This window comes from Natrononativus amylolyticus (genome assembly GCF_024362525.1).
Taxonomy (GTDB): Archaea; Halobacteriota; Halobacteria; order Halobacteriales; family Natrialbaceae; genus Natrononativus; species Natrononativus amylolyticus.
This window is the reverse complement of sequence record NZ_CP101458.1, coordinates 1063247-1086284: the sequence shown is the minus strand read 5'-3', so window position 1 is coordinate 1086284 and position 23038 is coordinate 1063247. Positions and strand designations below refer to the sequence as shown.

22 protein-coding genes and 1 tRNA gene are annotated in these 23038 nt (G+C 67.6%); 12 read left to right on the top strand and 11 right to left on the bottom strand.

The window, feature by feature from the left end; all coding sequences use genetic code 11:
- Positions 1-170 precede the first annotated feature (170 nt).
- From NMQ11_RS05610 to hepT, 5 genes are all read left to right on the top strand, one after another.
- Positions 171-410 carry an amphi-Trp domain-containing protein gene (locus NMQ11_RS05610; protein ID WP_255170426.1) on the top strand — a complete coding sequence of 80 codons (240 nt, stop codon included), beginning with the start codon at positions 171-173 and terminating at the stop codon, positions 408-410.
- Between the two features lie 3 nt (positions 411-413).
- Entirely contained in the window at positions 414-776 is a 363-nt protein-coding gene (locus tag NMQ11_RS05605; protein WP_255170425.1) for a hypothetical protein, read from the top strand.
- A 96-nt stretch (positions 777-872) separates the two neighbouring features.
- Entirely contained in the window at positions 873-2198 is a 1326-nt protein-coding gene (locus tag NMQ11_RS05600) for a hypothetical protein (protein ID WP_255170424.1), read from the top strand.
- Between the two features lie 199 nt (positions 2199-2397).
- Entirely contained in the window at positions 2398-2829 is a 432-nt protein-coding gene (locus tag NMQ11_RS05595) for a nucleotidyltransferase domain-containing protein (RefSeq protein ID WP_255170423.1), read from the top strand.
- Positions 2822-3262 (top strand): type VII toxin-antitoxin system HepT family RNase toxin, encoded by a 441-nt coding sequence (gene hepT, locus NMQ11_RS05590; RefSeq protein WP_255170422.1) that lies wholly within the window; start codon positions 2822-2824, stop codon positions 3260-3262. The genes NMQ11_RS05595 and hepT overlap by 8 nt, the downstream gene beginning before the upstream one ends.
- Positions 3263-3283: 21 nt before the next feature.
- Here hepT and NMQ11_RS05585 read toward each other — a convergent pair whose 3' ends face one another.
- Positions 3284-5182: an ATP-binding protein gene (locus NMQ11_RS05585; RefSeq protein ID WP_255170421.1), complete on the bottom strand. Its 1899-nt coding sequence runs from the start codon at positions 5180-5182 to the stop codon at positions 3284-3286.
- Between the two features lie 116 nt (positions 5183-5298).
- Positions 5299-5946: a DUF7344 domain-containing protein gene (locus tag NMQ11_RS05580; RefSeq protein WP_255170420.1), complete on the bottom strand. Its 648-nt coding sequence runs from the start codon at positions 5944-5946 to the stop codon at positions 5299-5301.
- A gap of 185 nt (positions 5947-6131) precedes the next feature.
- Here NMQ11_RS05580 and NMQ11_RS05575 point away from each other — a divergent pair, with 185 nt between their 5' ends.
- Positions 6132-6476 carry a DUF7113 family protein gene (locus NMQ11_RS05575; protein ID WP_255170419.1) on the top strand — a complete coding sequence of 115 codons (345 nt, stop codon included), beginning with the start codon at positions 6132-6134 and terminating at the stop codon, positions 6474-6476.
- A gap of 58 nt (positions 6477-6534) precedes the next feature.
- Here the strand turns inward: NMQ11_RS05575 and NMQ11_RS05570 are convergent, their stop codons facing one another.
- The 3 genes from NMQ11_RS05570 to NMQ11_RS05560 all read right to left on the bottom strand — a co-directional run bounded on the left by NMQ11_RS05570 (position 6535) and on the right by NMQ11_RS05560 (position 9357).
- Complete coding sequence (locus NMQ11_RS05570; RefSeq protein ID WP_255170418.1) at positions 6535-7800, bottom strand: DNA double-strand break repair nuclease NurA; 1266 nt, start codon at positions 7798-7800, stop codon at positions 6535-6537.
- A gap of 105 nt (positions 7801-7905) precedes the next feature.
- Positions 7906-8550 carry a DsbA family oxidoreductase gene (locus NMQ11_RS05565; protein ID WP_255170417.1) on the bottom strand — a complete coding sequence of 215 codons (645 nt, stop codon included), beginning with the start codon at positions 8548-8550 and terminating at the stop codon, positions 7906-7908.
- 69 nt (positions 8551-8619) lie between these two features.
- On the bottom strand, positions 8620-9357 hold the full coding sequence (locus tag NMQ11_RS05560) for a DNA-directed RNA polymerase subunit epsilon (RefSeq protein ID WP_255170416.1): 738 nt from the start codon (positions 9355-9357) through the stop codon (positions 8620-8622).
- 493 nt (positions 9358-9850) lie between these two features.
- Between NMQ11_RS05560 and mptA the strand changes: the two genes are divergently transcribed.
- Complete coding sequence (gene mptA / locus NMQ11_RS05555) at positions 9851-10786, top strand: GTP cyclohydrolase MptA (protein ID WP_255170415.1); 936 nt, start codon at positions 9851-9853, stop codon at positions 10784-10786.
- 63 nt (positions 10787-10849) lie between these two features.
- Here mptA and NMQ11_RS05550 read toward each other — a convergent pair whose 3' ends face one another.
- Together NMQ11_RS05550 and NMQ11_RS05545 are read right to left on the bottom strand one after the other, a co-directional pair.
- Positions 10850-11653, bottom strand: a complete 804-nt coding sequence (locus NMQ11_RS05550; RefSeq protein ID WP_255170414.1) for a TrmB family transcriptional regulator — start codon at positions 11651-11653, stop codon at positions 10850-10852.
- Between the two features lie 94 nt (positions 11654-11747).
- On the bottom strand, positions 11748-13436 hold the full coding sequence (locus tag NMQ11_RS05545) for a DUF255 domain-containing protein (RefSeq protein WP_255170413.1): 1689 nt from the start codon (positions 13434-13436) through the stop codon (positions 11748-11750).
- A 126-nt stretch (positions 13437-13562) separates the two neighbouring features.
- Here NMQ11_RS05545 and NMQ11_RS05540 point away from each other — a divergent pair, with 126 nt between their 5' ends.
- Together NMQ11_RS05540 and NMQ11_RS05535 are read left to right on the top strand one after the other, a co-directional pair.
- The gene (locus tag NMQ11_RS05540; protein ID WP_255170412.1) at positions 13563-14168 is read left to right on the top strand and encodes an FxsA family protein; all 606 of its coding nucleotides are present in this window, start codon (positions 13563-13565) and stop codon (positions 14166-14168) included.
- 67 nt (positions 14169-14235) lie between these two features.
- Positions 14236-14309: transfer RNA gene (locus NMQ11_RS05535), tRNA-Ile, on the top strand.
- 135 nt (positions 14310-14444) lie between these two features.
- Here NMQ11_RS05535 and NMQ11_RS05530 read toward each other — a convergent pair.
- The 3 genes from NMQ11_RS05530 to NMQ11_RS05520 all read right to left on the bottom strand — a co-directional run bounded on the left by NMQ11_RS05530 (position 14445) and on the right by NMQ11_RS05520 (position 17369).
- Entirely contained in the window at positions 14445-15281 is an 837-nt protein-coding gene (locus NMQ11_RS05530; RefSeq protein WP_255170411.1) for an ABC transporter permease, read from the bottom strand.
- Complete coding sequence (locus NMQ11_RS05525; RefSeq protein ID WP_255170410.1) at positions 15278-16387, bottom strand: ATP-binding cassette domain-containing protein; 1110 nt, start codon at positions 16385-16387, stop codon at positions 15278-15280. The genes NMQ11_RS05530 and NMQ11_RS05525 overlap by 4 nt, the downstream gene beginning before the upstream one ends.
- A gap of 655 nt (positions 16388-17042) precedes the next feature.
- Positions 17043-17369 carry a hypothetical protein gene (locus NMQ11_RS05520; protein WP_255170409.1) on the bottom strand — a complete coding sequence of 109 codons (327 nt, stop codon included), beginning with the start codon at positions 17367-17369 and terminating at the stop codon, positions 17043-17045.
- Positions 17370-17465: 96 nt separating this feature from the next.
- Between NMQ11_RS05520 and NMQ11_RS05515 the strand changes: the two genes are divergently transcribed.
- The gene (locus NMQ11_RS05515) at positions 17466-18254 is read left to right on the top strand and encodes a creatininase family protein (protein WP_255170408.1); all 789 of its coding nucleotides are present in this window, start codon (positions 17466-17468) and stop codon (positions 18252-18254) included.
- Between the two features lie 62 nt (positions 18255-18316).
- On the opposite strand, the gene NMQ11_RS05510 is transcribed toward NMQ11_RS05515, so the two are convergent.
- A complete protein-coding gene (locus NMQ11_RS05510) occupies positions 18317-18772 on the bottom strand; it encodes a hypothetical protein (protein WP_255170407.1) in 456 nt (151 codons plus the stop codon).
- A 231-nt stretch (positions 18773-19003) separates the two neighbouring features.
- On the opposite strand from NMQ11_RS05510, the gene NMQ11_RS05505 reads away from it, so the two are divergent.
- Entirely contained in the window at positions 19004-19804 is an 801-nt protein-coding gene (locus NMQ11_RS05505; RefSeq protein ID WP_255170406.1) for an aldo/keto reductase, read from the top strand.
- 57 nt (positions 19805-19861) lie between these two features.
- Entirely contained in the window at positions 19862-23008 is a 3147-nt protein-coding gene (locus tag NMQ11_RS05500) for an FAD-binding and (Fe-S)-binding domain-containing protein (RefSeq protein ID WP_255170405.1), read from the top strand.
- The last annotated feature ends 30 nt before the right edge of the window (positions 23009-23038 follow it).

Genomic DNA, 23038 nt, shown 5'->3' with positions numbered 1-23038 from the left:
GGCCGCCCGACGGCCGTGCGACAGCCCGCGAGGCGACCGCCTGGGGCGGACTCGATCGGGAGCCGCTGTCGAGGAAACAGCTCGTTACCACCGCGTTTCGCGGAGTAACTCCGCGTTGGACCGTCGTTCGGGACCCATACTTTTGCGGCCGATCCCCGATAGGGACGGCCATGGCCGACCGAACCACGACCGAGGAGACGATCCCGCGCCCGGAGCTTGCGGCCTATCTCGAGGGACTCGCCACCGAGTTCGAGCGCGGCGGCGAGGAGATCGCCGTCAGCGTCGGCAACAAGACGGTGTCGCTTCACCCGCCGGAGAACGTCGACCTCTCGGTGGAGGTCGTCGAGCGCTCGTCCGTACTCCGGGGCGAACGGGAAACGATCGACATCGAACTCAGCTGGAAACCGTAAGCGATGGCCGTCGCTGATGCGGTTCTGATCTTTCTGCTCAGCCTCCTCGTCGGTACCGTGGCGATTCTCGCCGGCGCGCGACTGATCGTCGATAGCGAGGCCGACTTCGCGAACGCGACGCTGACCGCGCTCGTCGGCGCGATCGTCTGGGCAGCCTCGAGCCTGCTGGTCGGCTGGATCCCGATCGTCGGCGTTCTGTTGATGCTCGTCGCCTGGATCGGCGTCATCAACTGGCGCTATCCCGGCGGCTGGGGGACCGCCGTCGGAATCGGGTTCGTCGCCTGGGTCGTCGCGGTGGCGATCGTCTACGCGTTCACCCTCCTCGGCGTGATCGCGCCCGACGCACTCGGCATTCCGGGCGTTTGAGACGGGATCCAGCGAGCGGCCTGTCAGCGGCGGGAACGGTGACAGACGCGACCGCTACGGATACATTAATATCACCGCCGGTGATACACCCGCGAGATGCGCCGGTCAATCGTCATCGCCGTCGTGGTTATCGCGATCGCGTTTCTCTTCGTCGGCGGTCCGTCGCTGCTCACCTCGCCGTCGGCCAGCGACGTCGCTCCCGAAGAGGAAGAGCAGGCGACTCCGGAGGTCGTCTCCTTCGAGGACTCTGAGAGCGGGTTCTGGGCCTACCTCAACGCCCGTGAATCCCACGAGAAGCGGAGTCCGATAAACGTCATCGTCCGGGGCGACACCGACGATGTCGTTCGGCTGATGACCGAGGAGGGCGACGGCGACTGGGAAGCGCTCGACGAGGACGAGGAGGACGCCGAACCCGGGACCTACTCGTTCCTCGCCGACGAGGGCCACCACGCCACCGGCACCGAATGGGGGGAGGCCGCGGGGACGACCCGGTACGCCTGGATCGACCCCGGCGACGGCAACGGCGATCCGTACTGGGCGACCGAAACCCTCCAGCTCGACAACGGCGATTACTACGGCGAGCGCTCTCACATCCGCCTCTACGAGAGCCCGAACCCCGACGACCAGTGGGTCGCCATGCAGGGCCACACCGAACACTTCGACTGGTTCACCCTCAGACACCGCGTCGACGGCGTCGAGGCGGCCCAGCTCGAGATCGAATCCGAGTTCATGGCGCTCCCCCAGACGGACAACCAGAGCGACATCCAGCGGATCAACATCGGCAACTCCGGTCCCTCCGACTCCGACGGCTGGGCGACGCTCGTCGACCTGCTGGGGATGATCGTCGCTCCCGCAGTCGCCGGCCTCGCGCTAACTGCGAGTGCGAGCGTGGGCAAACAGCGCAGTCGAACCGACGAAACCGAGGACATCGCCCAGCTCACCGAGGTCGACCGCGCCCGCCTCCAGGCCGCCTACGACCGCCTCGAGGCGCGCCACCTCGTTCTGGCTGCGACGATCCTCACGCTGTTTTTGGGGGTTCGACTCGCCGGCGTCGCCCTCGAGCGAAACGCCCCGTTCCTGACGATGCACGTGATCGCGGCGCTGCTGTACCCGGTGATCGCGCTGGGAATTCCGATCGCGACCTACGCGGTCGCGAGCGGCCTCGAGCGCCGACTCGACGCGGCGATCGTCGCCTCGCTCTCGCTGGCGGTCGCGATCTGGGTCGACTACGGCCTGCTCGGGGTGGACTCGCTGCCGGTCGACGTCGTCCTTCAGCGGATTCTCGTCGTCGCCGCGCTGGGGCTGATCGCCGGCGGCGCGGCCCGACGGGCGACGCGGGACTCGCGGCTCAACGACATGCTGATCGCCGGCGTCGGGATGTGGGCGCTCGTGCTCGTGGGGACGCTGTTCGGCTACTTCTGAGCCGTTCCGGCCGTCAGTCCCGGCCGTGACGGGTGACGCACCTCGAGAGGCCGACGATCTCGACGGGTTCTGAGTTGTCCGGCGAGTAGACCACCATCTGGTCGTTGCTATGTCTGGCACCTTCGGTTCGGGGCTGTTGCCTTCGTGTTCTCGCCGAACCGGCGGAATTCTTTTGTGGAAATGCGCCATCCGTACAGATATGGATGCGAGTGACGGGCGTTCACGAGTGCTCGCCGCTCTCGAGGAGTCGGTCTGTTCCGATCCGCATATCGAGTTCGCGGTCGCGTTCGGGTCACAGGTCACGGGCGAACCGACTCTCGCCTCCGACCTCGATGTCGCGATCAGGTTTGCTGACAGTCTCTCCTCTCACGAACGGTTCCAGAGGCGATGTTTCCTCTCCGGTGACCTCCAACAGGAAGACGCACCGTTCGTCGATCTGTCCGATATCGAAGAGTTGCCGCTGGACGTCGCGCACGATGCCGTCCACGGCTACCTCGTCTGTGGCGACGAACAAGCGTTTCAACAGTGCAGGGAAGACATCGAAGCGGCGTTCTCTGAGCGGCGTGACGATCTCCGCCGGCAACGACACGACGTAATCGATCGGATCGCGGAGGGAGGACTACGTGGCTGACGACCGGGTCGTCTCGGTCAAGCTCACGCAAATCGAGCAGTATCACGGCGAACTGAAAGAGAAGCAAAAGACGCTCTCCCGGAACGATCTACTCACGAACACGACCGAGCAACGTGCAGTCGAACGAATGTTCGAGAACGTGATCCAGGCGTGTGCCGATCTCGCTCGGCATATCGCCTCCCAGGATTTCGACTTCGACGGGAGTACCTCTAAGGGAGCGATTCGCGTCCTCGGCAGTGAAGGCGTCATCGACGAGCAAACGACGAATACACTCGTTGCTGCTGTTGGATTCAGAAACGTTCTGGCCCACGAGTACGGACACGTTGACTACGCAGTGGTGTACGAAACGCTTCAGACCGGGTTGACGGTCTACGACGCGTACAGTCAGCAGGTGGCTCAGTGGGTCCAGCGTAGTGGCTACTCTCACGACTGAAGTCGTGTCAGTGTCACGCCGTCAGTCCCGGCCGTGACGGGTGACGCACCTCGAGAGGCCGACGATCTCGACGGGTTCTGAGTTATCCGGCGAGTAGACCACCATCTGGCCCTTCTCCATGTAGGGCACCTTCGACTCGAGGCTGCTCGGGATGTTGACGCTCTTGATCGCGTCCTCGTCTCCCAGGTTCAGGACGACGGTGGTGTTGAGCTGTTTGAACACCGCATCGTCGATGTCCTGAGGGTCCTGCGTGATGAGAAAGAGGCCGAGCCGTTCCTTGCGTCCCTGCTTGGCCGCCTCGGTGAACTTCCCGATGACTTTCCCCGCCTGCACGCTGTCGGCGTCGGTGAGGAAGTTGTGCGCCTCGTCCATTCCGAGGACGAGCGGCGTCTCCTTGATCCGCTCGTAGGTGGGATCGTTCGAGAGCTTCTGGTCGATCAGCAGACTCGAGAGCGCGAGCACGACGGCTTCGGTCGCTCGCGAGTCGTTGATGTGGTAGGTGGGGACGACCGTGAGCCCGCCGGGACGGACGAACTCGTGGACGAGCTCGGTGATCGGCCGAGCGTCCTGATCGAAGACGTGGCTGAACCCGAAGATCCGGCGGCGAACGGCGTCGAAGGTCGCCTCGTGGACCCGACCCGACTCGTCGAGTTCCTCGCGCAGGGCGGGGTCGTCGAGGAACGTCGTGAACTCCTCGTAGGTGCCCCCGCGGCCGAACTGCTTTTTGAACCGCGGCAGGAGCACGCTGACGAGCGCGCCGTACTGGTTGTCGTTGAGGCCGCTGCCGGCGACCAGCCACGGGTTGTCGTACACCATCGAGAACGGGACGGTGAACTCGACGCACTCCGCGCGGTGGTGGCCCGCGGCGTACGTGGACGTGCCGACCTTCGGGACGAACGCAACCGTGTCGTCGTGGCCGCCGTGGGCGATCCCCTCACGCTCGAGTCGCCGGGCGAACTCCGAATCCAGATCGGGGTTGTCGTCGTGCATCTGGGCGTACTCGTCCTGGGGGTCGAACTGGACGACCGCCATCTGGGCCTCGCGGCCGCCGTCCATCGGGTACGTACGCTTCTCGTGGAGGTACTGCCTGAGGACGTTCTTCGCGCCGTGGGTCTTCCCCGAGCCCGTCCCGCCGGCGATCAGCGTGTGCCGGAAGACGAGCGGGTCGCCCGCCTCGTAGTCGTCTTTCACCCGGTAGTCGATCGTCGGCGGCGACGCCGCGGTCCGCACCTTCTCGCCGCCGACGGCGAGGTGGCCGAGGAAGACGCCGTCCTCGGGCATCTTCAGCCCCGTCTTGATCTCCTCCGTCTCGGTCGCCTCGCGGACGACCGTCTGGGGTTTGGGAACCCGGTCGGTCATCCGCCGTTTGAGCTCGCCGTCGTCCTCGTAGAGCACGGCGACCGGCTCGAGGCTCGCGACGAACTTGTAGTCGGCCTCGTCGACGTCGGAGCGGCGCATCGCCCGGCGGGCGTGGATCTCGGTGGCGTCGTCGGTGCGGTACTGCTGGGCGTACTCGAGGCCGGTGATTCGACAGAACAGCGACTCGCCGCTCGCGCGCCCGCCGGCGCGCCCTTGATCGGCGGCAGCCGCCGCCCCATCCGCGTGCCCACCGGCACGCTCCGGATTGGCGGCAGCCGCCGCCCCATCCGGATACGGAACGAGCAGGTAGGTGCCGATGCGAACGTCGGAGCGGTTGCCGGTCGTCACGTACGCCCGCAGCGTCGTCTCCTCTTCGTCCTCGGCGACGCGGAGCCCCTGGGAGACACAGAGCGTCCCGATGCCGACGTCCCCCCCGCGGGGTGCGACGTCCATCGGCTCGAAGTCGTCGGCGTCGGCGCCGCCGGATCGCTCGGCGGTTGGGTCGGCGTCCGCAGTCGCCTCGTCCGCGGAGTAGCCGCTGAAATCACCAAGATCGGTCATACTCAGGATATCTGAGCCGATCCCCAAACGCGTTTCCCTCCGATCGGTACCCGACACACGAGAGGATGCGCCAGCCGGTCCCCTCTTTGGAAGCTGTCGGGGCGAAAACGGGCGGCTCAGCGGGAGACGACCGATGCCATCGTCGACGGATCGACCCGCTTCGCCTCGTGGTCGTACTCGAGGAGCCCCGCGGTCTCGAGCAGCGGGAGGTCGGCGTGGTGAAGCGAGACGGCGATCCGCTCGCGGGCGGCCGGCGTGACCGCCCCCGCGTCGTCGCGTTCGTGCGCGCCGACGGCCCCCGCGAGAACGGTGGTCGACACCGGCTCGTCGAACTCGAGAAGCGCCGCCAGTACCGACCGACGGCGGGGGTTCGCCAGCGCCTGACAGCACGCCGGATCGGCGAGTTCCGACTCGAGGACGGACGCCACCCAACGGCGCGCGTCGTCGGCGATCGAGACGTCGCGGCTCGCACGGTCCCACTCGACGGCCCCGCAGTCGGCCAGTTTCGGGAGGTGCGCGTGGTGAAGCGAGACGCAGACGGCGGTCCGTTCGCGTTCGTCCACCGACGGCGGGCGCACCGCGGTTTCGCGCGCGACGATCTCCGTGGCGAGTTCGGACACCGAAAGCGGTCGCTCGCGTTCGCGAAGGACCGAGAGCGCCGTCGAGCGCCGCGGGTGGGCGAACGCCTCGAGTGCGTCGGGCGAACTCTCGAGTAGCCGGGTCGATCGGTCGCTCGGCCGGGGGACGTGGACGTCCGAACTCATTGCCACACGGTTTCCCCGGCAACAGCATAAGCCCGGATCCAAAACAATTAGGTAGTATAGCTCGTTCAGGAAGTGTGTCGGCATCTCGCCTCGATCGGTTTCCAGCGGTCGGGATCGGGAAATCGCGACCGAGCACGCGATTGCCCCCCGCGGCTTTTTCCGTCGTGACCGCGTACCCGGAAGGTATGCTCCTGGTACGCGGACGCGCGGGCGGCACCGAACTCACCGGTACCCTGTACGAGCGCGGCGAGTGTGCCCCGTCGTTCCGCGGTGCCCCCGACGAAGACGCCGCCTACGTCTGGGTCTGCGACGAGTTCTACGAGGTCGACAGCGGCGGCACGACCCAGCTGGTCGACGGTCGCGAGGTCCACCTCGCGTTCGAGTCGCCGATGCCCCGGGGCTTCGACACCCGCGACCAGGCGCTCGAGGCCGCCCGCGAGCACGTCCGAACGCAGTTCGCGCGCATCGGCATCGACCCCGAGACGGTCGAACTCGAGGTCGAGAAGGGGGAGGTCGAGCCCCAGACCTGATACTGTCGGACAAAACTATCGCGATCGACTTCTCATTGGCTTCTGTCCGACAGTATGACTACCCGAGGTCGTCCCCCCAGCGGTGGTCGTCGTACGTCCGGCGTCGCGCCGTCGCGAAGCGCCGCTCGAGCGACTCTCGCAGCGACTCCTTCTCGACGGCGCTGATCCGGGCGAGTTCGTCGGCCTTCTCGACGATCCCCGGCGGACCGTGAGAGATCGCGACGTCCTGTAACAGCTGACGCGTCAGGCGCTCTCGCAGATCGGGGTCGCCGGTGAACGCGTACGGCGCCTCGATCCGGTAACAGAGGTCGTCGCGCGGGTCGTAGAGGACGAAGAACGTCACCTCGTACTGTTCGGCGTCCAGTCGTCGTTCGACGCCGAGGGCGTCTCCATCGGCCGACAGTGGGCGGTCGACGCCGCCCCGCGAGCGGAACCAGCCCGTGTAGGTGAGCGCGCTCGTGTCTCGCTCCCAGCGGTCGCCGTCGCGCTCGACGTACTCGCCGCGCTCTAAGATCCGCGAGAAAAAGGCCGAGTCGTCGGTCCAGGGCGCCTCGAGGTCCTTGGCCTTTACCGCCCGGGTGAGCACCCGCGTCGCGGGGTTCTTCACGAAGCCGACGAGGGGGACCCCTCGGTCGACGAACGTCTCGACCAGGCGGACGTAGTTCTCGAGCACCGTCGCCGGCCGCGGGTCCTCGAGTAAGAAGTCGGCGAGGTCGGGGTGCTGGTCGGCCCACCGCAACAGGCCGCGAGGGTAGAGCGGGCCGTCGAGGACGAGCAGGTCGGTCACGTCCTCGGCGTGGTCGCGGGCGTGTTCGCTCTCGGCGAGGTAGAGCGCCAGCGCGTGGACGACCCCCTCCGCGAAGCGGGGGAGCGGCGGCACCTTCACCGCCCGGCTCCGGCTGTACCCCTCGTCGAACCGGTCCCAGCGGTCGTCGACGCGGGCGGTTTCGTCGTTCGAGTGGACCGTCGCGACGACGGTTCGCGACCGGTGGACGTCGAGATCCGAGGGCGTCGCGCTCATCGCCGCCTGGGCGATGTCGATCACCAGCCCGTTGCGAAACGTCGTCGGGTTGATCGTCCCCGCGTCGAGGCCGTGTTCGGTCGGGAACGGCCGCGCACAGAGGGCGACGTCCTCGCAGTCGACGAGGTGTCTCGAGACCCCGTCGATCGGCTCGAGTATCGTGCGGCCGTCGTGGACGAGCGGGTCGAGAAACTCCCGCCAGACCGTCTCGGCGAAGGCCCGGTGGTCGCGTTCGTCCGCGCCGTGGTCGATCCGTCGCGCCAGCCGCGCGATCCCCTCGAAGTGTACCGGATCGAGCGTCATGCCCGTCCCCTCCCAGCCCACCGGGAAAAATCCCGCGGTGGGCCCGCGCAGTATCGTAGTCATTGCAGTCTCGGTCGCGAACGTGCGATCGATGGGTAAACCGTTTCAACGATTACTACCGCTACCGTCTAGCAGCCGCTCGAGGTGTTCGGGCGACACCGCGCCGCGGGCGACGTGCCCGTCGACGACGAACGTCGGAACGCCGGTGACGCCGGTACGGCGGGCGTCGACGAACCGCTCATCGAGGCGAGCCGAGAGCTCGTCGTCCTCGAGCACCGCGGCGACCGTCGTCGACTCCGAGAAGCCCACCGACTCGAGGAGGTCGGCCAGCACCGCCGGATCGCCGATGTCGCGACTCTCCCGCCAGAGCGCCCCGTAGACGGCGCCGTCGAACGCCTCCCACCGCTCCGGCTCGCGCTCGCGGACGGCGAGGGAGGCGAGCTGGGCGGGGCGTGAGTCGACGTCGGTTGCGAGCTCTCGATCCATCTCGACGTCGTAGCGCTCCTGTAGCCGCCGGACGTTCTCTCTGGCCCGGTCGTAGTAGGCTTCGTCTTTTCCGGCGGCGGCGCGCTCGATCGAGCCGTCGGGAGCGCGGCTGTCGTACCTGAGGTCGAACGGGTGCCAGTCGACGGCGAGCGGGCGCTCGCGGTCGGCCCGGACCCGGTCGAGCACCCGCCGGCCGAGGTAACAGAACGGACAGACGTAGTCGGCGTAGACGGTGACCCGCTCTGTGGGACTCGAGTCGCTCACGGTCGTCGGACCCCGGCGGCCGGCCACGCGCGCCGTCGCTCCCGGTTCCGGCGCCTTCGAACCGGGCGACTACTCTCCGGCGGCATCCTCGAACTCGCGGTCGGTGACACTCGGGAGGTTCGGATCGCGGTTCGGGCTGCGTCCGTACGCCGGCAGCCCGTCGGCGTCCTCGAGCTGGCTCTTCAGCACCCGGCGGAGTCGGTTGAGGCTGGTCGTCTCGAGGCCGTGTTCGGCGGCGAGGCGCTTGAACGCCGGCTCGTCGGTGATGTCGTGGGCGCGGTACTGGATGAACAGCTCGTCCATCCGGTCGGCCGAGAGCGCCCCGGCGTCGAGGTCGTCCAGCCCGAAGTATCGGCGTCGGTCGACGTCGACGACGTGGCGAATCACGACCAGCGCGACCTTCGGAATAGCGCGCTGGCTGCCGAACTCGGTGAGGTCGATCTCGTCCATGATTCCGAGCGCGAGGTCGCGCTGCCAGGGGGTGACCTCGAGGGCGTTACACAGCGCTTGCGTCGTCCGCAGCCGGTCCAGCTGGTGGGCACGCGCTGCGTGGCCCGCCGTCGCGGTGTGTTGCTCGTCGTGGAGCCGGCGGATGCTCTCTGAGAGGTCCGCCTCGGGCGACGCCGCGCGCCCGATGATCGTCGCACTCGGCGTGACGACGCCCCACCGGCGGACCGTCGCGTCGCGCTGGGCGGCCGCCCGGGAGAGCGAGCCGGCGCCGGCGCGGGTCTCGAGCCGACGCGGCTCGTCGTACCCGGCGACGGTCGACTCGGAGGGTGTTTCGGGCGACCCACCATCGACTTGCATACGAGTCTGGTCGTACGTAGAGACGGATAAAGCCGTCCCAACACATCAGGTATATGCTACTAATCGGAACGGCGATCGCCGATCGCGGCCGCTCGGAGGACGCGGTATCCGCGAAAAGCCCTTCATAGCTCTCCCTTGTGACCAGAGGAACATAAACGGGTGCGGACGAGTGACACGGTGGCGCGTGAGTGACCGCGGGATCCGGGTATCGCGGCCGCTCTCGAGTCCAACGCCCCGCAAAAGTCCTTCATAGCTTTCCCTTGTGACCAGAAGCACTTAAAGGACCGCCGGTTGCGGCCCGGGCTCGTCGCGTCCCGAGTCGGCCACGCTCCGTGCGGTACACACCGCTCACTCGAACTGTGGGATCTGCGAAAAGCCCTTCATAGCTCTCCCTTGTGACCAGAGACACTTAAAGAACCGACGGCCGACCGGTGTGAGCGCCGTGATACCCCATCCGAAAGGTCTAATCGCGCGTCGTCCCGAGTTGCCGATAATGAGCAAGCAACTGCCGGACGTTCAGGCGACCGCACCCGACGTCACCGTCGGCCTGAGCCAGGTCGGCGTCACCGGCGTCGAGAAACTCGTCAAGATCGCCCGCGAGGGGAAACGCCCCATCGTCCTCATGGCCGACTTCGAGGTGTTCGTCGACCTCCCGTCCTGGCGCAAGGGGGCGGACATGAGCCGCAACATGGAGGTCATCGACGAGATCTTGGAGGAGGCGACCCGCGAGGAGGCCTACCGCGTCGAGGACGTCTGCGGCGACGCCGCCGAGCGACTGCTCGAGAAACACGAGTACACCACGAGAGCGGAGGTTTCGATGGAAGCGGAGTTCGTCAAGCGCGAGCGGACCCCCGCCTCCGATAAGGAAACCCAGCACACCGTCGATATCATCGCCTCGGCGACGGCCACCGAGGAGGGCACCCGCGAGGAGATCGGCGCCCACGTCGTCGGGATGACGGTCTGTCCCTGCTCGCAGGGGATGTCCGCCGCCCGCGCGAAACAGACCCTCGAGGACCTCGAGGTCGACGGCGAGACGATCACCCGATTTCTCGAGGAGGTCCCCCAGCCGGGACACTCCCAGCGCGGTCACGCCACGCTCACCGTCGAGGCGGCCGGCGACCCCGAGGTCGACCTGAACGAGATCATCGACATCGCCCGCGACTCGATGAGCGCGCGGATCTACAACCTCGCGAAGCGGCCCGACGAGGACCACATGACCTACGAGGCCCACGCCGACGCGAAGTTCGTCGAGGACTGCGTGCGTGCGATGGCGGAGGGCGTCACCGACCGCTTCGACCACCTCGCCGACGACGCGGTCGTTTCGATGCGCCAGTCCAACGACGAGTCGATCCACCAGCACAACGCCCACGCCGAACGAGTCGTCGAGATGGGCACGCTACGCGAGGAAGTAAACGGCGACCTCGAGTAGCCGTCTCAGCTACGAGACGACGCATCGGGCGCTCCCGTTCTTCGACTCTACTCGAGGCGGCGATCAGAACGCCAGCGGCGTCGCCTCCTCCCAGCGCGGGCGGAACTCCTCGTGGACGTCGGCGGCGAACTCGGGGTCCTTGAGGTCGATCATGCCGAACGCGTCGCCCGAGGAGAGCGGGTTCGGGACCTGGATGCAGACCTCGACGCCGTCGATGATGTTGAACGTTCCCGTGACGTCCTCGTTCGTCCGAACGGCGAACTCCGGGTGCGATTGCAAGGTTTCCTGGTACCGCCGGCCGACGTTCTCCGAGAGCGAGTCGACCAGATCGCGGCTCAGGAGCACCTCGACGCTCACGCCCCGGTCGAGGGCGTCCTCGAGCTGGGTCAACACCTCCTCGCCGACCGTTCGGATGTCGAGCTGGGGGGAGGGGTCGGCCGCGACCATCACGATCTCCCGGTCGGCGGCGGTCAGTCGCTCGAGCAGCAGGTCGATCGTCTCCTCCGGGCCGACGGCGGCGGTCCAGAACTGCTCTTCGACGGGCTCGGCGGCGTCGAGTTCGTCGGCGAGGTCGTCGACGATCGACTCGTACTGGTCGGCTTTCTCCTCGAGTTCCCGGCGCTTGTCCTCGAGCAGCCGATCCAGGGCGGTCGCGGGCTCGACTGCGACGTACTTCTTCGGCCGGCTCGCCGTCTGGCTTCGGACGAGGTTGTACTGCTCGATGCTGTTGAGCACGTCGTAGATCCGCCCCATCGGAACGTCGCTCGCACGTGACAACTCTTTTGCCGTTGTGGGTCCCGTGCTGAGCAGTGCACGGTAGGCTCGTGCTTCGTACTCTGAGAGCCCGAGGTCCCTGAGACTGGCCATATCGGTAGGAACTCGTTCGAGCGGATATAAACGCTGTGGTAGTTTGATATCCGAATGACGGGATGGGGAGCGCTCGAGCCACCGGCCGATCCGCCTACGGGAGCAGCGTCCGAACCCGCTCGCTCAGCGCGTCGGGCGACGACGCGGGCTCCGAGACGCGGTCACCCCGTTCGACGCGAGCGGTTCCGGACTCGAGGTCGTCGCTCTCCGGGACGACGACTTTCTCGTGGTCGGCTATCCGCAGCGCGGCGCGGTGGAGGTCCGACCCTGGCGAGTCGGCTACCCGGATCGCGAGGCTCCCCTCGAGCAGCCGGGAGGCGACCGAGGCGTACGGGGCGACCTGGACGCCGAAGCGATCGCTCGCGCCGGCGAACGCCTCGAGCGTCTCGCGGGCGACTTCCCGGTACCGCTCGTTTCCCGTGAGAACCGCCAGGTCGAGTGCGGCGTCGGCGAACTCGACGTTTGCGCCGAGGGGACGAAGCGGCCGGTCGAGCAGGCCTGCCCCGGTCCGGGGACCGTCGACGAAAGAGTCGCCCGCCCGCAGCCGGTCGACCGTGGCCTCGGCCGCCGTGACCGCGTCCTCGAGCGCTCCCGTCTCCGGGCCGAGTACGCTCTCGGCGGTCGTCAGCGCGGCGAGCGCGCGCGCCTGGTTCGAAAGCAGGCAGCGCTCGCCGTCGTCGCCGCCGCGCGCCTCGAGTGCGCCCGCACCCGTCGCTTCCCCGCCGTCGCGGTAGTGGACGGTCACGCCGTCCTCGAGTAAGTGCTCGCGGAACGACGACAGCGCCCGCTCTGCGAACCGGCGGGCGCGCTCGTCGTCGGTGTAGGCGTGATACGTCAGGAGCGCGTCGACCGCGAGGGCGTTCGCGCCGGCGAACACGGTCTCGTCGACCGGCGGCTCGGCCGCCGCCTCGCGGTCGCTCGCCTCGAGGGTGTAGCTCTCGGGGTCGCCGGGTGCCTGGCTGCCGGCGAACGCGCCGGTGCCGGTTTCGTCGACCGTCCACAGCGTCGTCGTGAGGTAGTCGACGGTTCGTTCGGCTGGCTCGCGGTACTCCTCGCGGCCCGTGTAGAGGTAGGCGTTCGCGAACGCCCGGAGGAGGGCGGCGTTCTCGTCGAGCAGCTTCTCGCGGTGGAGCCCCGACCAGTCGCGTTCGCTCGCGAACCGGTAGAAACCGCCGTCGTGGGCGTCGAGCACGTTCGCGCTCACGGCGTCGAACGACCGCAGCGCCATCTCCCGGTCGCGCTTGAGCGCGAACTCGAGGGCGCCGGGCAGGGGAAACTTCGGCTCCGTTCCCCAGCCGCCGGCGACCTCGTCGTACTGATCGGTGAGCTGGCCAAGCATGTTCGTTTCCGCTTCCGTCGTAAGGTCGCCGGCGGGCGGTTCGTCCCCGCGGAGCGGCCGCGGAATCCGCCCCGCGTCGGCGCCCTTCTCGTCCCACATTCCCCGAACGCTCTCGAGGACTTGCCGAAGGCCGTCCGGACCGAGGTAGCCCGCACCCGTAAGAATCGATCCGTCCGGGGTGAGAAACACCGTCGAGGGAAAGCCGCCCATGTTGTAGCGGTCTCGCACCCGCGGGTGGCGGTCGACGTCCACCCGGACCGGGACGAAGCCGTCGTTGACGTTCGCCGCCAGCGTGGGGACGGCGTACGTCTCGGCGTCCATCTCGTGGCAGTGATCGCACCACGTCGCCGTCAGCGAGAGCAGGATCGGAGCGTCGGCCTCGGCGGCCGCCGCGAACGCCTCGGGGCCCCACTCGCGCCACTCGACGTGGGTTTCGTCTTCCATACGCGAGGCGTCGGCGCTCGCAGGTGTAAGCGCTTCGTTCGCCGTCCTCGGGACCGCTGGCAGCCACGCGGCCCGCCGCCTGCACGAGAGTAAAGCGTTTTCACCCTCGAGCGGCTACTGACGGGCATGCTCCGGTGGCTCTTCGCGCTGTTGCTCATCCCGTTTCTCGACGCGGTGTTGCTGGCACTCGTCGTCAGTCAGACGGATTTCGGCTGGGTTGCGATGGTGTTGCTCGTCGTCCTGACCGGACTCGTCGGGATGCTGTTGGTTCGTGCGGAGGGCCGGCGGACAATCGGAAAGATGCAGCGCTCGCTCGCGGAGGGGACGCCCCCAACGAACCAACTGCTCGATGGCGCGCTGTTGATCGCAGCCGGCGCGTTCCTTCTCACCCCCGGCCTGGTGACCGACCTCATCGGTTTCCTGCTGGTGATCCCGATCACCCGGATTCCGATTCGGAAGGCGCTCAAGCGATTCGTCGTCGTCCCCTACGCCGACAAAAAGATGGACGGCTTCGTCTCCGGCAACGTCTGGACGTTCGGCTTTCCCGATGCGGAAGGCGGCGACGCCGGCCCGGCCGGCGGCTCGTCGACGACCGGCGACACCTACGACCTGAGCGAGGACGATTATACGGTCAACACCGGCAGCGGGGGGTACTCGATCGACTTCGACGACGAGCGCTCGAGCGGGACTCGAGACGGCCGCGACGACGCGACCGATTCGGGCGCTCGCTAGCGGTTCTCACTGGGGGTGGAGAAAGAAACGTTTAAACCTACCACCGCGCAACTGTGGGATGCAGCGCGGGCCAATAGCTCAATCAGGTTGAGCGCCACTCTGATAAGGTGGAGGCTCTCGGTTCAAATCCGAGTTGGCCCACTTCTCACGGCGAACAAATTCGCGAGCGGCAGGTACTGGATCCGAGTTGGCTAATGGCGAGCAATACCGCGAGGCGCAGGTACTGTCTCGAGTCCCACAGGTCACAGCCACATCGGACAGTGTGGATGGCAGCCGCTACCCCTGGCTGCGGAACAGGTACATCGTGAGCGGGCCGAACACGACGACGAATACCGCAGACATGAGCACCACGACGCCGATTTCGCCCGCGGTGGCGGTTCCGTGCATCAGTCCCCGCATCGCCGTGACGAGGTGACTGAACGGGTTGACGTCGACGAACGACTCGAGCCAGCCCGGCATCGTCTCCGGGTCGACGAACACGTTGCTGACGAACGTCAGCGGGAACAGGATCAGGAAGCTCCCGGCCATGAGTGACTCCGGTGATCGCATGACGAACCCGAGGGCGGTCCAGACCCAGGAGAGACTGAACGAGAACACCAGCAGGAGGGCCACGGCTGCGAGGACGCCGGCCGCTCCGCCGTCCGGGCGGAACCCGAGCAGGAGCCCGAGCGCGATGACGATCGCCGAGGCGATCGAATAGCGAACCGCATCGCCGAGCAGTGCGCCGACGATGACCGCGGGTTGCCAGATCGGCAGCGTCCGGAAGCGGTCGAAGACGCCTTCGTCGATGTCGTCGTTCAGCGTGACGCCGGTGTAGACGGTGATGAACACGACGGTCATGGCGAGGATCCCCGGCAGGAGTTCCTGGAGGTACGCGCTCGTCGACCCGGCGAGCGCGCCGCCGAAGAGGTAGGTGAACAGGAGCAGGAACATGATCGGGAAGACGGTCACGTCGAACAGCTGCTCGGGAACGTGTTTGATCTTCAACAGCGCCCGCCAGCCGAACGTGAGCGACGCGGACAGAGCGCCCGGCCGCGGCGGCCGCGGCTGGTCCGACACCGCCGAACGAAGGGTCTCGACGTCCGGTTCTTCGACCGAACGCTCGGTCGTCATACGGATCCCTCCTCGAGCGCGGCGGTCTCGGAACGGCCGCCGTCGCCGCGAGCGGGGTGGTCGGTGAGCGCGAGGAAGACCTCGTCGAGGCTGGGCTGGCCGAGCGCGAAGTCGGTGATCTCGATTCCCGAACCCGATAGCGCCGAAAACGCGCGGGAGGCTCGATCCACGTCGGTAATTCGGGCCGACAGCGCCGTCGGATCGGACTCGAACTGAACCGGTTCGTCGAGGATCTCGGTCAGCACTCGCTCGGCCTCTCCCCGCTGGTCGGGATCTCGCACCCGGACGTTCAGGACGCCCGAGCCGATCGAAGATTTGAGCTCGCCGGGCGTCCCCTCGGCGATGATCTCGCCGTCGTCGATGACGGCGATCCGATCGGCCAGCCGGTCGGCCTCGTCCAGGTACTGCGTGGTAAGGAGGACCGTCGTCCCGTTGTCGACCAGGGCCCGAATGATGTCCCAGACCTGCGTCCGGTTTCGCGGATCGAGGCCGGTCGTCGGCTCGTCGAGGAACAGGAGGTCGGGAGTGACGACGATGCTCGCCGCGATGTCGAGCCGTCGTCGCATGCCGCCGGAGTACGTCTTCACCTGACGCGGCGCCGCCTCGGTCAGGCCGAAGGCCTCGAGCAGCTCCGCCGCCCGCGCTTTCGCCTGCGCTCGCGGGTAGCCGAGCAGTCGGGCCAGCAGGACGAGGTTCTCCCGGCCGGTGAGGTCCTCGTCCACCGACGCGAACTGTCCGGTCATGCTCACCCGGCTGCGGACTCCGTCGGGATCGTCCACCACGTCGTGCCCGAGCACGCGCGCCGTTCCCGCGTCGGGACGCAGCAGCGTCGCCAACATGCGAATCGCCGTGGTTTTCCCGGCACCGTTGGGGCCGAGGAGGCCGTAGATTCCGCCCGCAGGAACCGCCAGATCGACCCCGTCGACGGCCTTCGTGTCCCCGAAGTGTTTTACGAGCCCCTCCGTTTCGATCGCGAACGTCGGGTCGTCTCCGTTCCTGCGGTCGAGATCGCCGGCTGCGGACGGGCGCCGTCCGCGTTTCGCATCCCTCGAGCCCACCTCAGCGGAGGCGGGCGCGGCAGTACGATCCGAGGTTTCGTCCGCCACAGCGTTCCCCGTCCGTCCCCCGCCGAGGTCACGAATTACGGGCGGGTGCTCGCGAGGAGATACGCTGCGGTCGTCTCGGTCTGTGTGCGGGTCGCTCATAAGAACTGTCCTCGATACTCGTAGGTCGCTCGAGCGTATGAACCTGCGCCATGTGCGGAGCGAAAGTAGTCTTGAGCGGCGCTGAAACCGCCGAATCCGGCGAGTGGGTGACGCGTCGCCTCACTTCCGGTCACCTTCGGTCGGGTTCCAGAGGTCGTCGTGGTAGCCGTCGGGGAGCGCCTGGAACGCGATCGAGCCGCGTTCGAGGGGCGTTCGAACGCGACCGGCGTCACTCCTCGGTCTCGTAGGGTTCGCCGACTGACGAGGGCATTCGGGTCTTCCCCCACGCCGTGAGCACAACGATCACGGCGACGTAGGGCAGGAGGTTGACGAGTCTGGAGGAGACCCGAATGCCGACCGTCTGGAACTGGTGCCGTTTCGGAACTGGACACGAACTTTGCTGCGCTCTCTCTGAGATAATTTGGGTCATTTCCGAAGGTAACTGGTCGCATCGCACAGCGCACGAGCGGCGGGAAAAGAGCGAATCGGTTCGCCAGCGGTTGGGTTTCACCCCTGCTCAACCGACGTTTTCGACCTTGATGACGTCACGCCCGGGCTACTCCGACCCCCCACCGGTCAGCTTTCGAAGAACGACGTACAGGACCACGAACATCACGACGAACACGACGAGGCCCTGGACGACGGTGGTCACCGGACTCGAGCCGGACTCCTCTGTCACCCCGTCGTCGCCGACGGTCGGCTCATCGGTGTCGTCCGACGCGCCGCGTGTCTCGACCGCACCGGACTCTTTGACGGCCTCGAGAATCGGCTCCCGAAAGGAGGTCTCCAGGCCGAGACGGACGGCTTCGTTGACGAGTTGTTCCTGCAGTTCCCACTCCTGGTCGGCAGCTGCGGACGTGTCGTGATCGGCATCGACGGACATGGCTCCCGCTTCATCACGGATACAAATAGGTCTATCCGCTGCGGTATCGCTCCGCGACGGCGAACGACCTTTCGTTGGCCCCGACGAACGAGGGGTATGACTGAGGCGGCCACCCCCGCGAAACCGTACCGGCTCACGGAGATGACCTGGCGGGACGTCGAACGTGCGCTCGAGGAGACGTCGACGCTGCTCGTCCCGGTGGGGAGCACCGAACAGCACGGCCACCACCTTCCCCTCGGGGTCGACGGCTTCATGCCCGAGGCGATCGGCGAGCGCGTCGCCCGAGAGTGTCCCGCACTGCTCGCGCCGCCGGTCTGGTACGGCGTTAGCCCCCACCACACGTTCAAACCGGGAACGTTCACCGTCTCGACGGAGACGTTTCAGCGCTACGTGATCGACATCTGCGCTTCGGCGGGCGAGTGGGGGATCGAGCACGTAATTCTGCTCAACGGCCACTACCTCGCACAGGATCCGGAACTCGAGATCGTCGTTCGCGAACTCCGGTCGTCACACGGAATCGACGCCTTTCACGCGCCGCTGGTGAACCTTTTCGCCGAGGTTGCCGCCGAGATCCGCACCGGCGAGATCTCGTTTCACGCATCGGAGTTCGAGACGAGCATCATGCTCGAGCTGTTCCCGGAACTGGTCCGGATGGACAGCGCAGAGCGGGTCGACCCCCCGGACGAATCACTGCCACTGACCGACTACGACGCGCTGGGCGAGAACGAGGTGGGCTGGGCGCTCACCGCCGCGGAGATGGCCGAACTCACTCACACCGGGAACATCGGCGACCCGACGGTTGCCACCGCCGAGAAGGGCGCGGCCCTCGTCGAAGCGGCGGTTTCGAGTCTCGTCTCGCTCGTCGAGGCGCTCGAGGACGAGTGAGCGACTCGAGGGAGCCAACGCCGCACCTGTGACGATCGGTTCCGGCCGGTGAGCGGGGGAGATCAGGTATCGTCGTCCTTGGCGTCGGCGTCTTCGAGGTCGCCGGTGAGACAGTCGAGTCGGTCTCGATTGCGGCGACGGCGACGTTTCGTCTCTCCCCGAAGCGGCCGTGCGTCGGCTATCTCGTCGTCCTCGAGGGTCAGGAGGAACACGCCCGTCTCTTCGAACACCGGATACTCGGAGAGCGGGACGACGAGTTGCTCGACGGGATCGCCCCCTTCCTCGAGGATGAGAACGACGTGCTCCCCGTCGACGATGCGGTCGACGGCCGCGATGTACGCGTCGTCGTCCCGCACCAGGGCCTCGGTCGCGGCGGGCGGAGTCCCGTGGGCGTTCCGTTTGCAGCGACCCGGTGGTGTGTGGTCGGAGCCTGCAGCACTGGTGGCGGCGAGTCCGCCGAAACCGAGCGCACAGAGCGTTCGTACGGCTGCTCGTCGGCTGACAGTTGGTCCTGCCATACGCCGGCTGGCCGCCCCATCCGATATAAACTCTCGACGGGAGTGGTCCCACGTTAGTAGGCCGTTCCGTTCTGACCGTTCGAGTACTACCCCTCACTGCCGTCCGCTGCCGGACGGTCGGCCCCGGGGGCGCACGTGGGAAAACCGACGGGGCCGCTTCGTACCACTCTCCGAGCGCGGCCGTCTTGCCGGTTCCCGGAGTGTGGTGTGGCCACCGGCCGTAATCCGCCTGTGACACCATCTCAGCTTCCCGAACCCGGTTTCGGTACGTCCGGCCACGAGGGCGATTCCTGCACCGAGAACGTCGTTGCGGCCCTCGAGGCGGGCTACCGACACGTCGACACCGCCCAGATGTACGACAACGAGGCGGCCGTCGGCGAGGCGCTCGAGCGAGCGGACGTGCCGCGTGAGGAGGTCTTCCTCGCGACGAAAGTCCACCCGTCGAACCTCGCCCCCGAGGACGTCCTCGAGAGCACCGAGGCGAGCCTCGACCGCCTCGGCGTCGACGCCGCCGACCTGCTGTACGTCCACTGGCCGACGGGTGCCTACGACGCCGCGGAGACGCTGCCGGCGTTCGACGAGGCCCGCGAGCGCGGGCTGACACGCCACGTCGGTGTGAGCAACTTCACGACCGACCTCCTCGAGGAGGCGGCCGAGATCCTCGAGTCGCCGGTTCTCGCCCATCAGGTCGAGAGCCACCCGTGGTTCCCACAGGACGAGCTGGTTTCGTACGCCCGCGAGCGCGCCATCACGACCGTCGCCTACTGTCCGCTCGCCCAGGGCGACGTCGTCGACAGCGACGAACTCGAGGCCGTCGCCGAGGGGTACGACGCGACGCCGGCCCAGGTGACGATGGCGTGGTTCGCCGGGCGGGAGGGGGTCGTCGCCATTCCGAAGGGATCGGACGACCACGTCGCGGAGAACCTCGCGGGCCACGACCTCGACCTCGACGACGAGGATCGCGCCCGGATCGACGACCTCGCCGCCGGCCGACGGCTGGTCGACCCCGACGAGGCCGCCTGGAACCGATAACCCGGCCGGTTTGGCGCGTTCCAGACGCTTTATACGCCTCTCTGTGAAGGGTGTGATATGGCAACGGAGCGCAGCGCAGACCCGGCCGGCGACGCCCGCGCGACCTACGACTACGCGAGCGACGACGTCGACCGGCCGGCGCTCGTCGAGGATCTCAACCGCCTCGTCGACGGCGATGTCCGCTTCGATTCGTACTCGAGACAGCTGTACGCGACCGACGCGAGCCCCTACGAGGTGACGCCGGTCGGCGTCGTGTTCCCGGAATCGACGGCCGACGTCGTCGGCGTGATGGAGTACTGCGCCGAGCGCGAGATACCGGTTCTCCCCCGCGGCGGGGGGACGAGCCTCGCCGGGCAGACCGTCAATCGGGCGGTCGTCCTCGATTTCACGAAGGAGATGCGCGCGATCCGGGAGGTCGATCCCGAGGGCCGAACGGCGACCGTCGAACCGGGCGTCGTCCTCGGCGAGTTGAACGAGACACTCGAGCCCCACGGATTGAAGTTCGCGCCCGATCCCGCGTGGGGCGACAAGAGCGCGATCGGCGGCGCGATCGGCAACAACTCGACGGGCGCCCACTCCCTGCAGTACGGCAAGACCGACGCCTACCTCGAGGCCTGCGAGGTCGTCCTCGCCGACGGCACAGTCACCCGGTTCGGCGAGGTGACCGTCGAGGAAATCGGCGAGCGAGCGGATCCGTCGGGCGATCTCGAGGCCCGCATTTACGCCGAGTTCGACCGGATCCTCTCCGAGGAGGCCAACGCGATCGACGTGGCGTACCCCGACCTCAAGCGCAACGTCTCCGGGTACAACCTCGACAGGCTCGTCGCCGAATCCCGCGGCGAACCGCTACCCGGTGGCGAAGAGACGGGCGAACCGGGATCGGTCAACCTCGCCCGCGCGCTCGCTGGCAGCGAGGGCACCCTCGCAATCGTCACCGAGGCGACCGTCTCGCTCGAGGCGATTCCCGAGACGAAGGCGGTCTCGCTGCTCTGTTACCGGGATCTCCACGACGCGATGGCCGACGTCGCGCCGATCCTCGAGCACGACCCCGCGGCCGTCGAGGTGCTCGACGACGTGTTGATCGACCTCGCGCGGGGGACCGCCGAGTTCGCGCCCGTCACGGAGATACTCCCCGAAGGGACCAACGCGGTCCTTCTGGTCGAGTTCTACGCTTCGGATACCGACGAGGGCCGCGAACGGGTCGCCGGACTGCTCGCCGACCGCGCACCGTCCGTCGAGCCGACCGGGGAGCCGGCCGCGGACGCGCCGCGGATCGACGCGGAGGCGACCGCCATCGAGGGCCTCGAGGCCTACGACGCCGACGAGCGCGCCCAGCTCTGGAAGCTCCGGAAGTCGGGACTGCCGATCCTGCTCTCGCGGACGACCGACGAGAAGCACATCTCCTTCATCGAGGACACCGCGATCCCGCCCGAGCGGCTGCCCGAGTTCGTCGAGGAGTTCGAGTCGATCCTCGAGTCCCACGACACGTACGCCACCTTCTACGCCCACGCCGGACCCGGCGTTCTCCACGTCCGACCGCTCGTGAACACCAAGACGGTGACGGGGATCGAACAGCTGTACGGCATCGCCGACGACGTCACCGACCTCGTGGTCGAACTCGGCGGGTCGGTGTCGGGCGAACACGGCGACGGCCGCGCGCGCTCGCAGTGGAACCACAAGCTGTACGGCGACCGGGTCTGGAAGACGTTTCGATCCCTCAAGTCGGCGTTCGACCCCGACTGGCTGCTCAATCCGGGGCAGGTCTGTGGCTACGACGACGCGGACGAACGGCCCGAAGACGCACCGTCGCGAGCCGAGGTCGTCGACCTCACCGAGAACCTGCGGTTCGATCCCGAGTACGCCTTCGAACCGGGCTTCGAACCCGCCCTCGAGTGGGAGAACGACAACGGGTTTCGGGGGATGGCCGAGCTCTGTCACGGCTGTGGCGGCTGTCGGGGCGGCCAGTCGACCACCGGTGGCGTGATGTGCCCGACCTACCGCGCCAGCGGCGAGGAGATCACGAGCACCCGCGGGCGGGCCAACGCGCTCCGGGAGGCGATGAGCGGCGGTCTCGAGCCGGGCGAGGCCTTTTCCGACGAGTTCGTCGAGGAGGTGATGGCCCTCTGTATCGGCTGTAAGGGCTGTGCGATCGACTGTCCCAGCGAGGTCGACATGGCCAAACTCAAAGCCGAGGTGACCCACGAGTACCACCGGCGAAACGGCGCCGGCTTCAGAGACCGACTGTTCGCCCGCGTAGACGACCTCTCGCGGTGGGGGAGCACGCTCGCGCCCCTCTCGAACCTCGCGCCGAAGGTTCCGGGCGCGCGCCAGGTCCTCGAGGCCACCGTGGGAATCGCCGCCGACCGGCCGCTGCCGACGTTTCACGCCCACACGTTCCGCGACTGGTTCGACCGCCGCGGCGGCGCCGCGGTCTCCGAGTCCGGGGCGACGAGACGCGCGATCCTCTACCCCGACACCTACACCAACTACAGCCATCCCGAGGCCGGGAAAGCCGCCGTTCGGGTGCTCGAGGCCGCGGGCGTCCACGTCGACGTCCCCCGCGACCTCGGCGACACCGGCCGACCGGCGTTCTCGAAGGGGTTTCTCGACCGGGCGCGCGAGACGGCCAAAGACAACGTCGCGGGTCTCGAGCCGGCGATCAACGAGGGCTGGGACGTCGTCGTGATCGAACCCTCCGACGCGGTGATGTTCCAGTCGGATTACCTGGATCTGCTCGGCGAGAACGCCGCGACGCTCGCGGCGAACAGCTACGGAATCTGCGAGTACCTCGACACCTTCGGGCTGGACGAGGGGATCGCCTTCGATCCCGACGCGGTCGACGAGGCGCTCACCTACCACGGCCACTGCCACCAGAAGGCCGTCGCGAAAGACCACCACGCCGTCGGCGTCCTCCGGCGGGCGGGGTACGCCGTCGACCCGCTCGACTCGGGCTGTTGCGGGATGGCCGGCTCGTTCGGCTACGAGGCCGAACACGCCTCGATGAGCGACGCGATCGCGACCATCCTCTTCGAGCAGGTCGAGGCGAGCGACGGCGACCGGGTCGTCGCCCCCGGCGCCTCCTGTCGCACGCAACTCGAGGGCTACCACGGCACGGAAGCGCCCGAGACGCCGATCGAGCGGCTGGCGGCGACGCTGCCGGCGGGCGACGGGGAGTCGGGCCGAACCCGCGAATCGAAGTATTAAAGGCCGAATCGTGGGGAGTATCGTACAGGA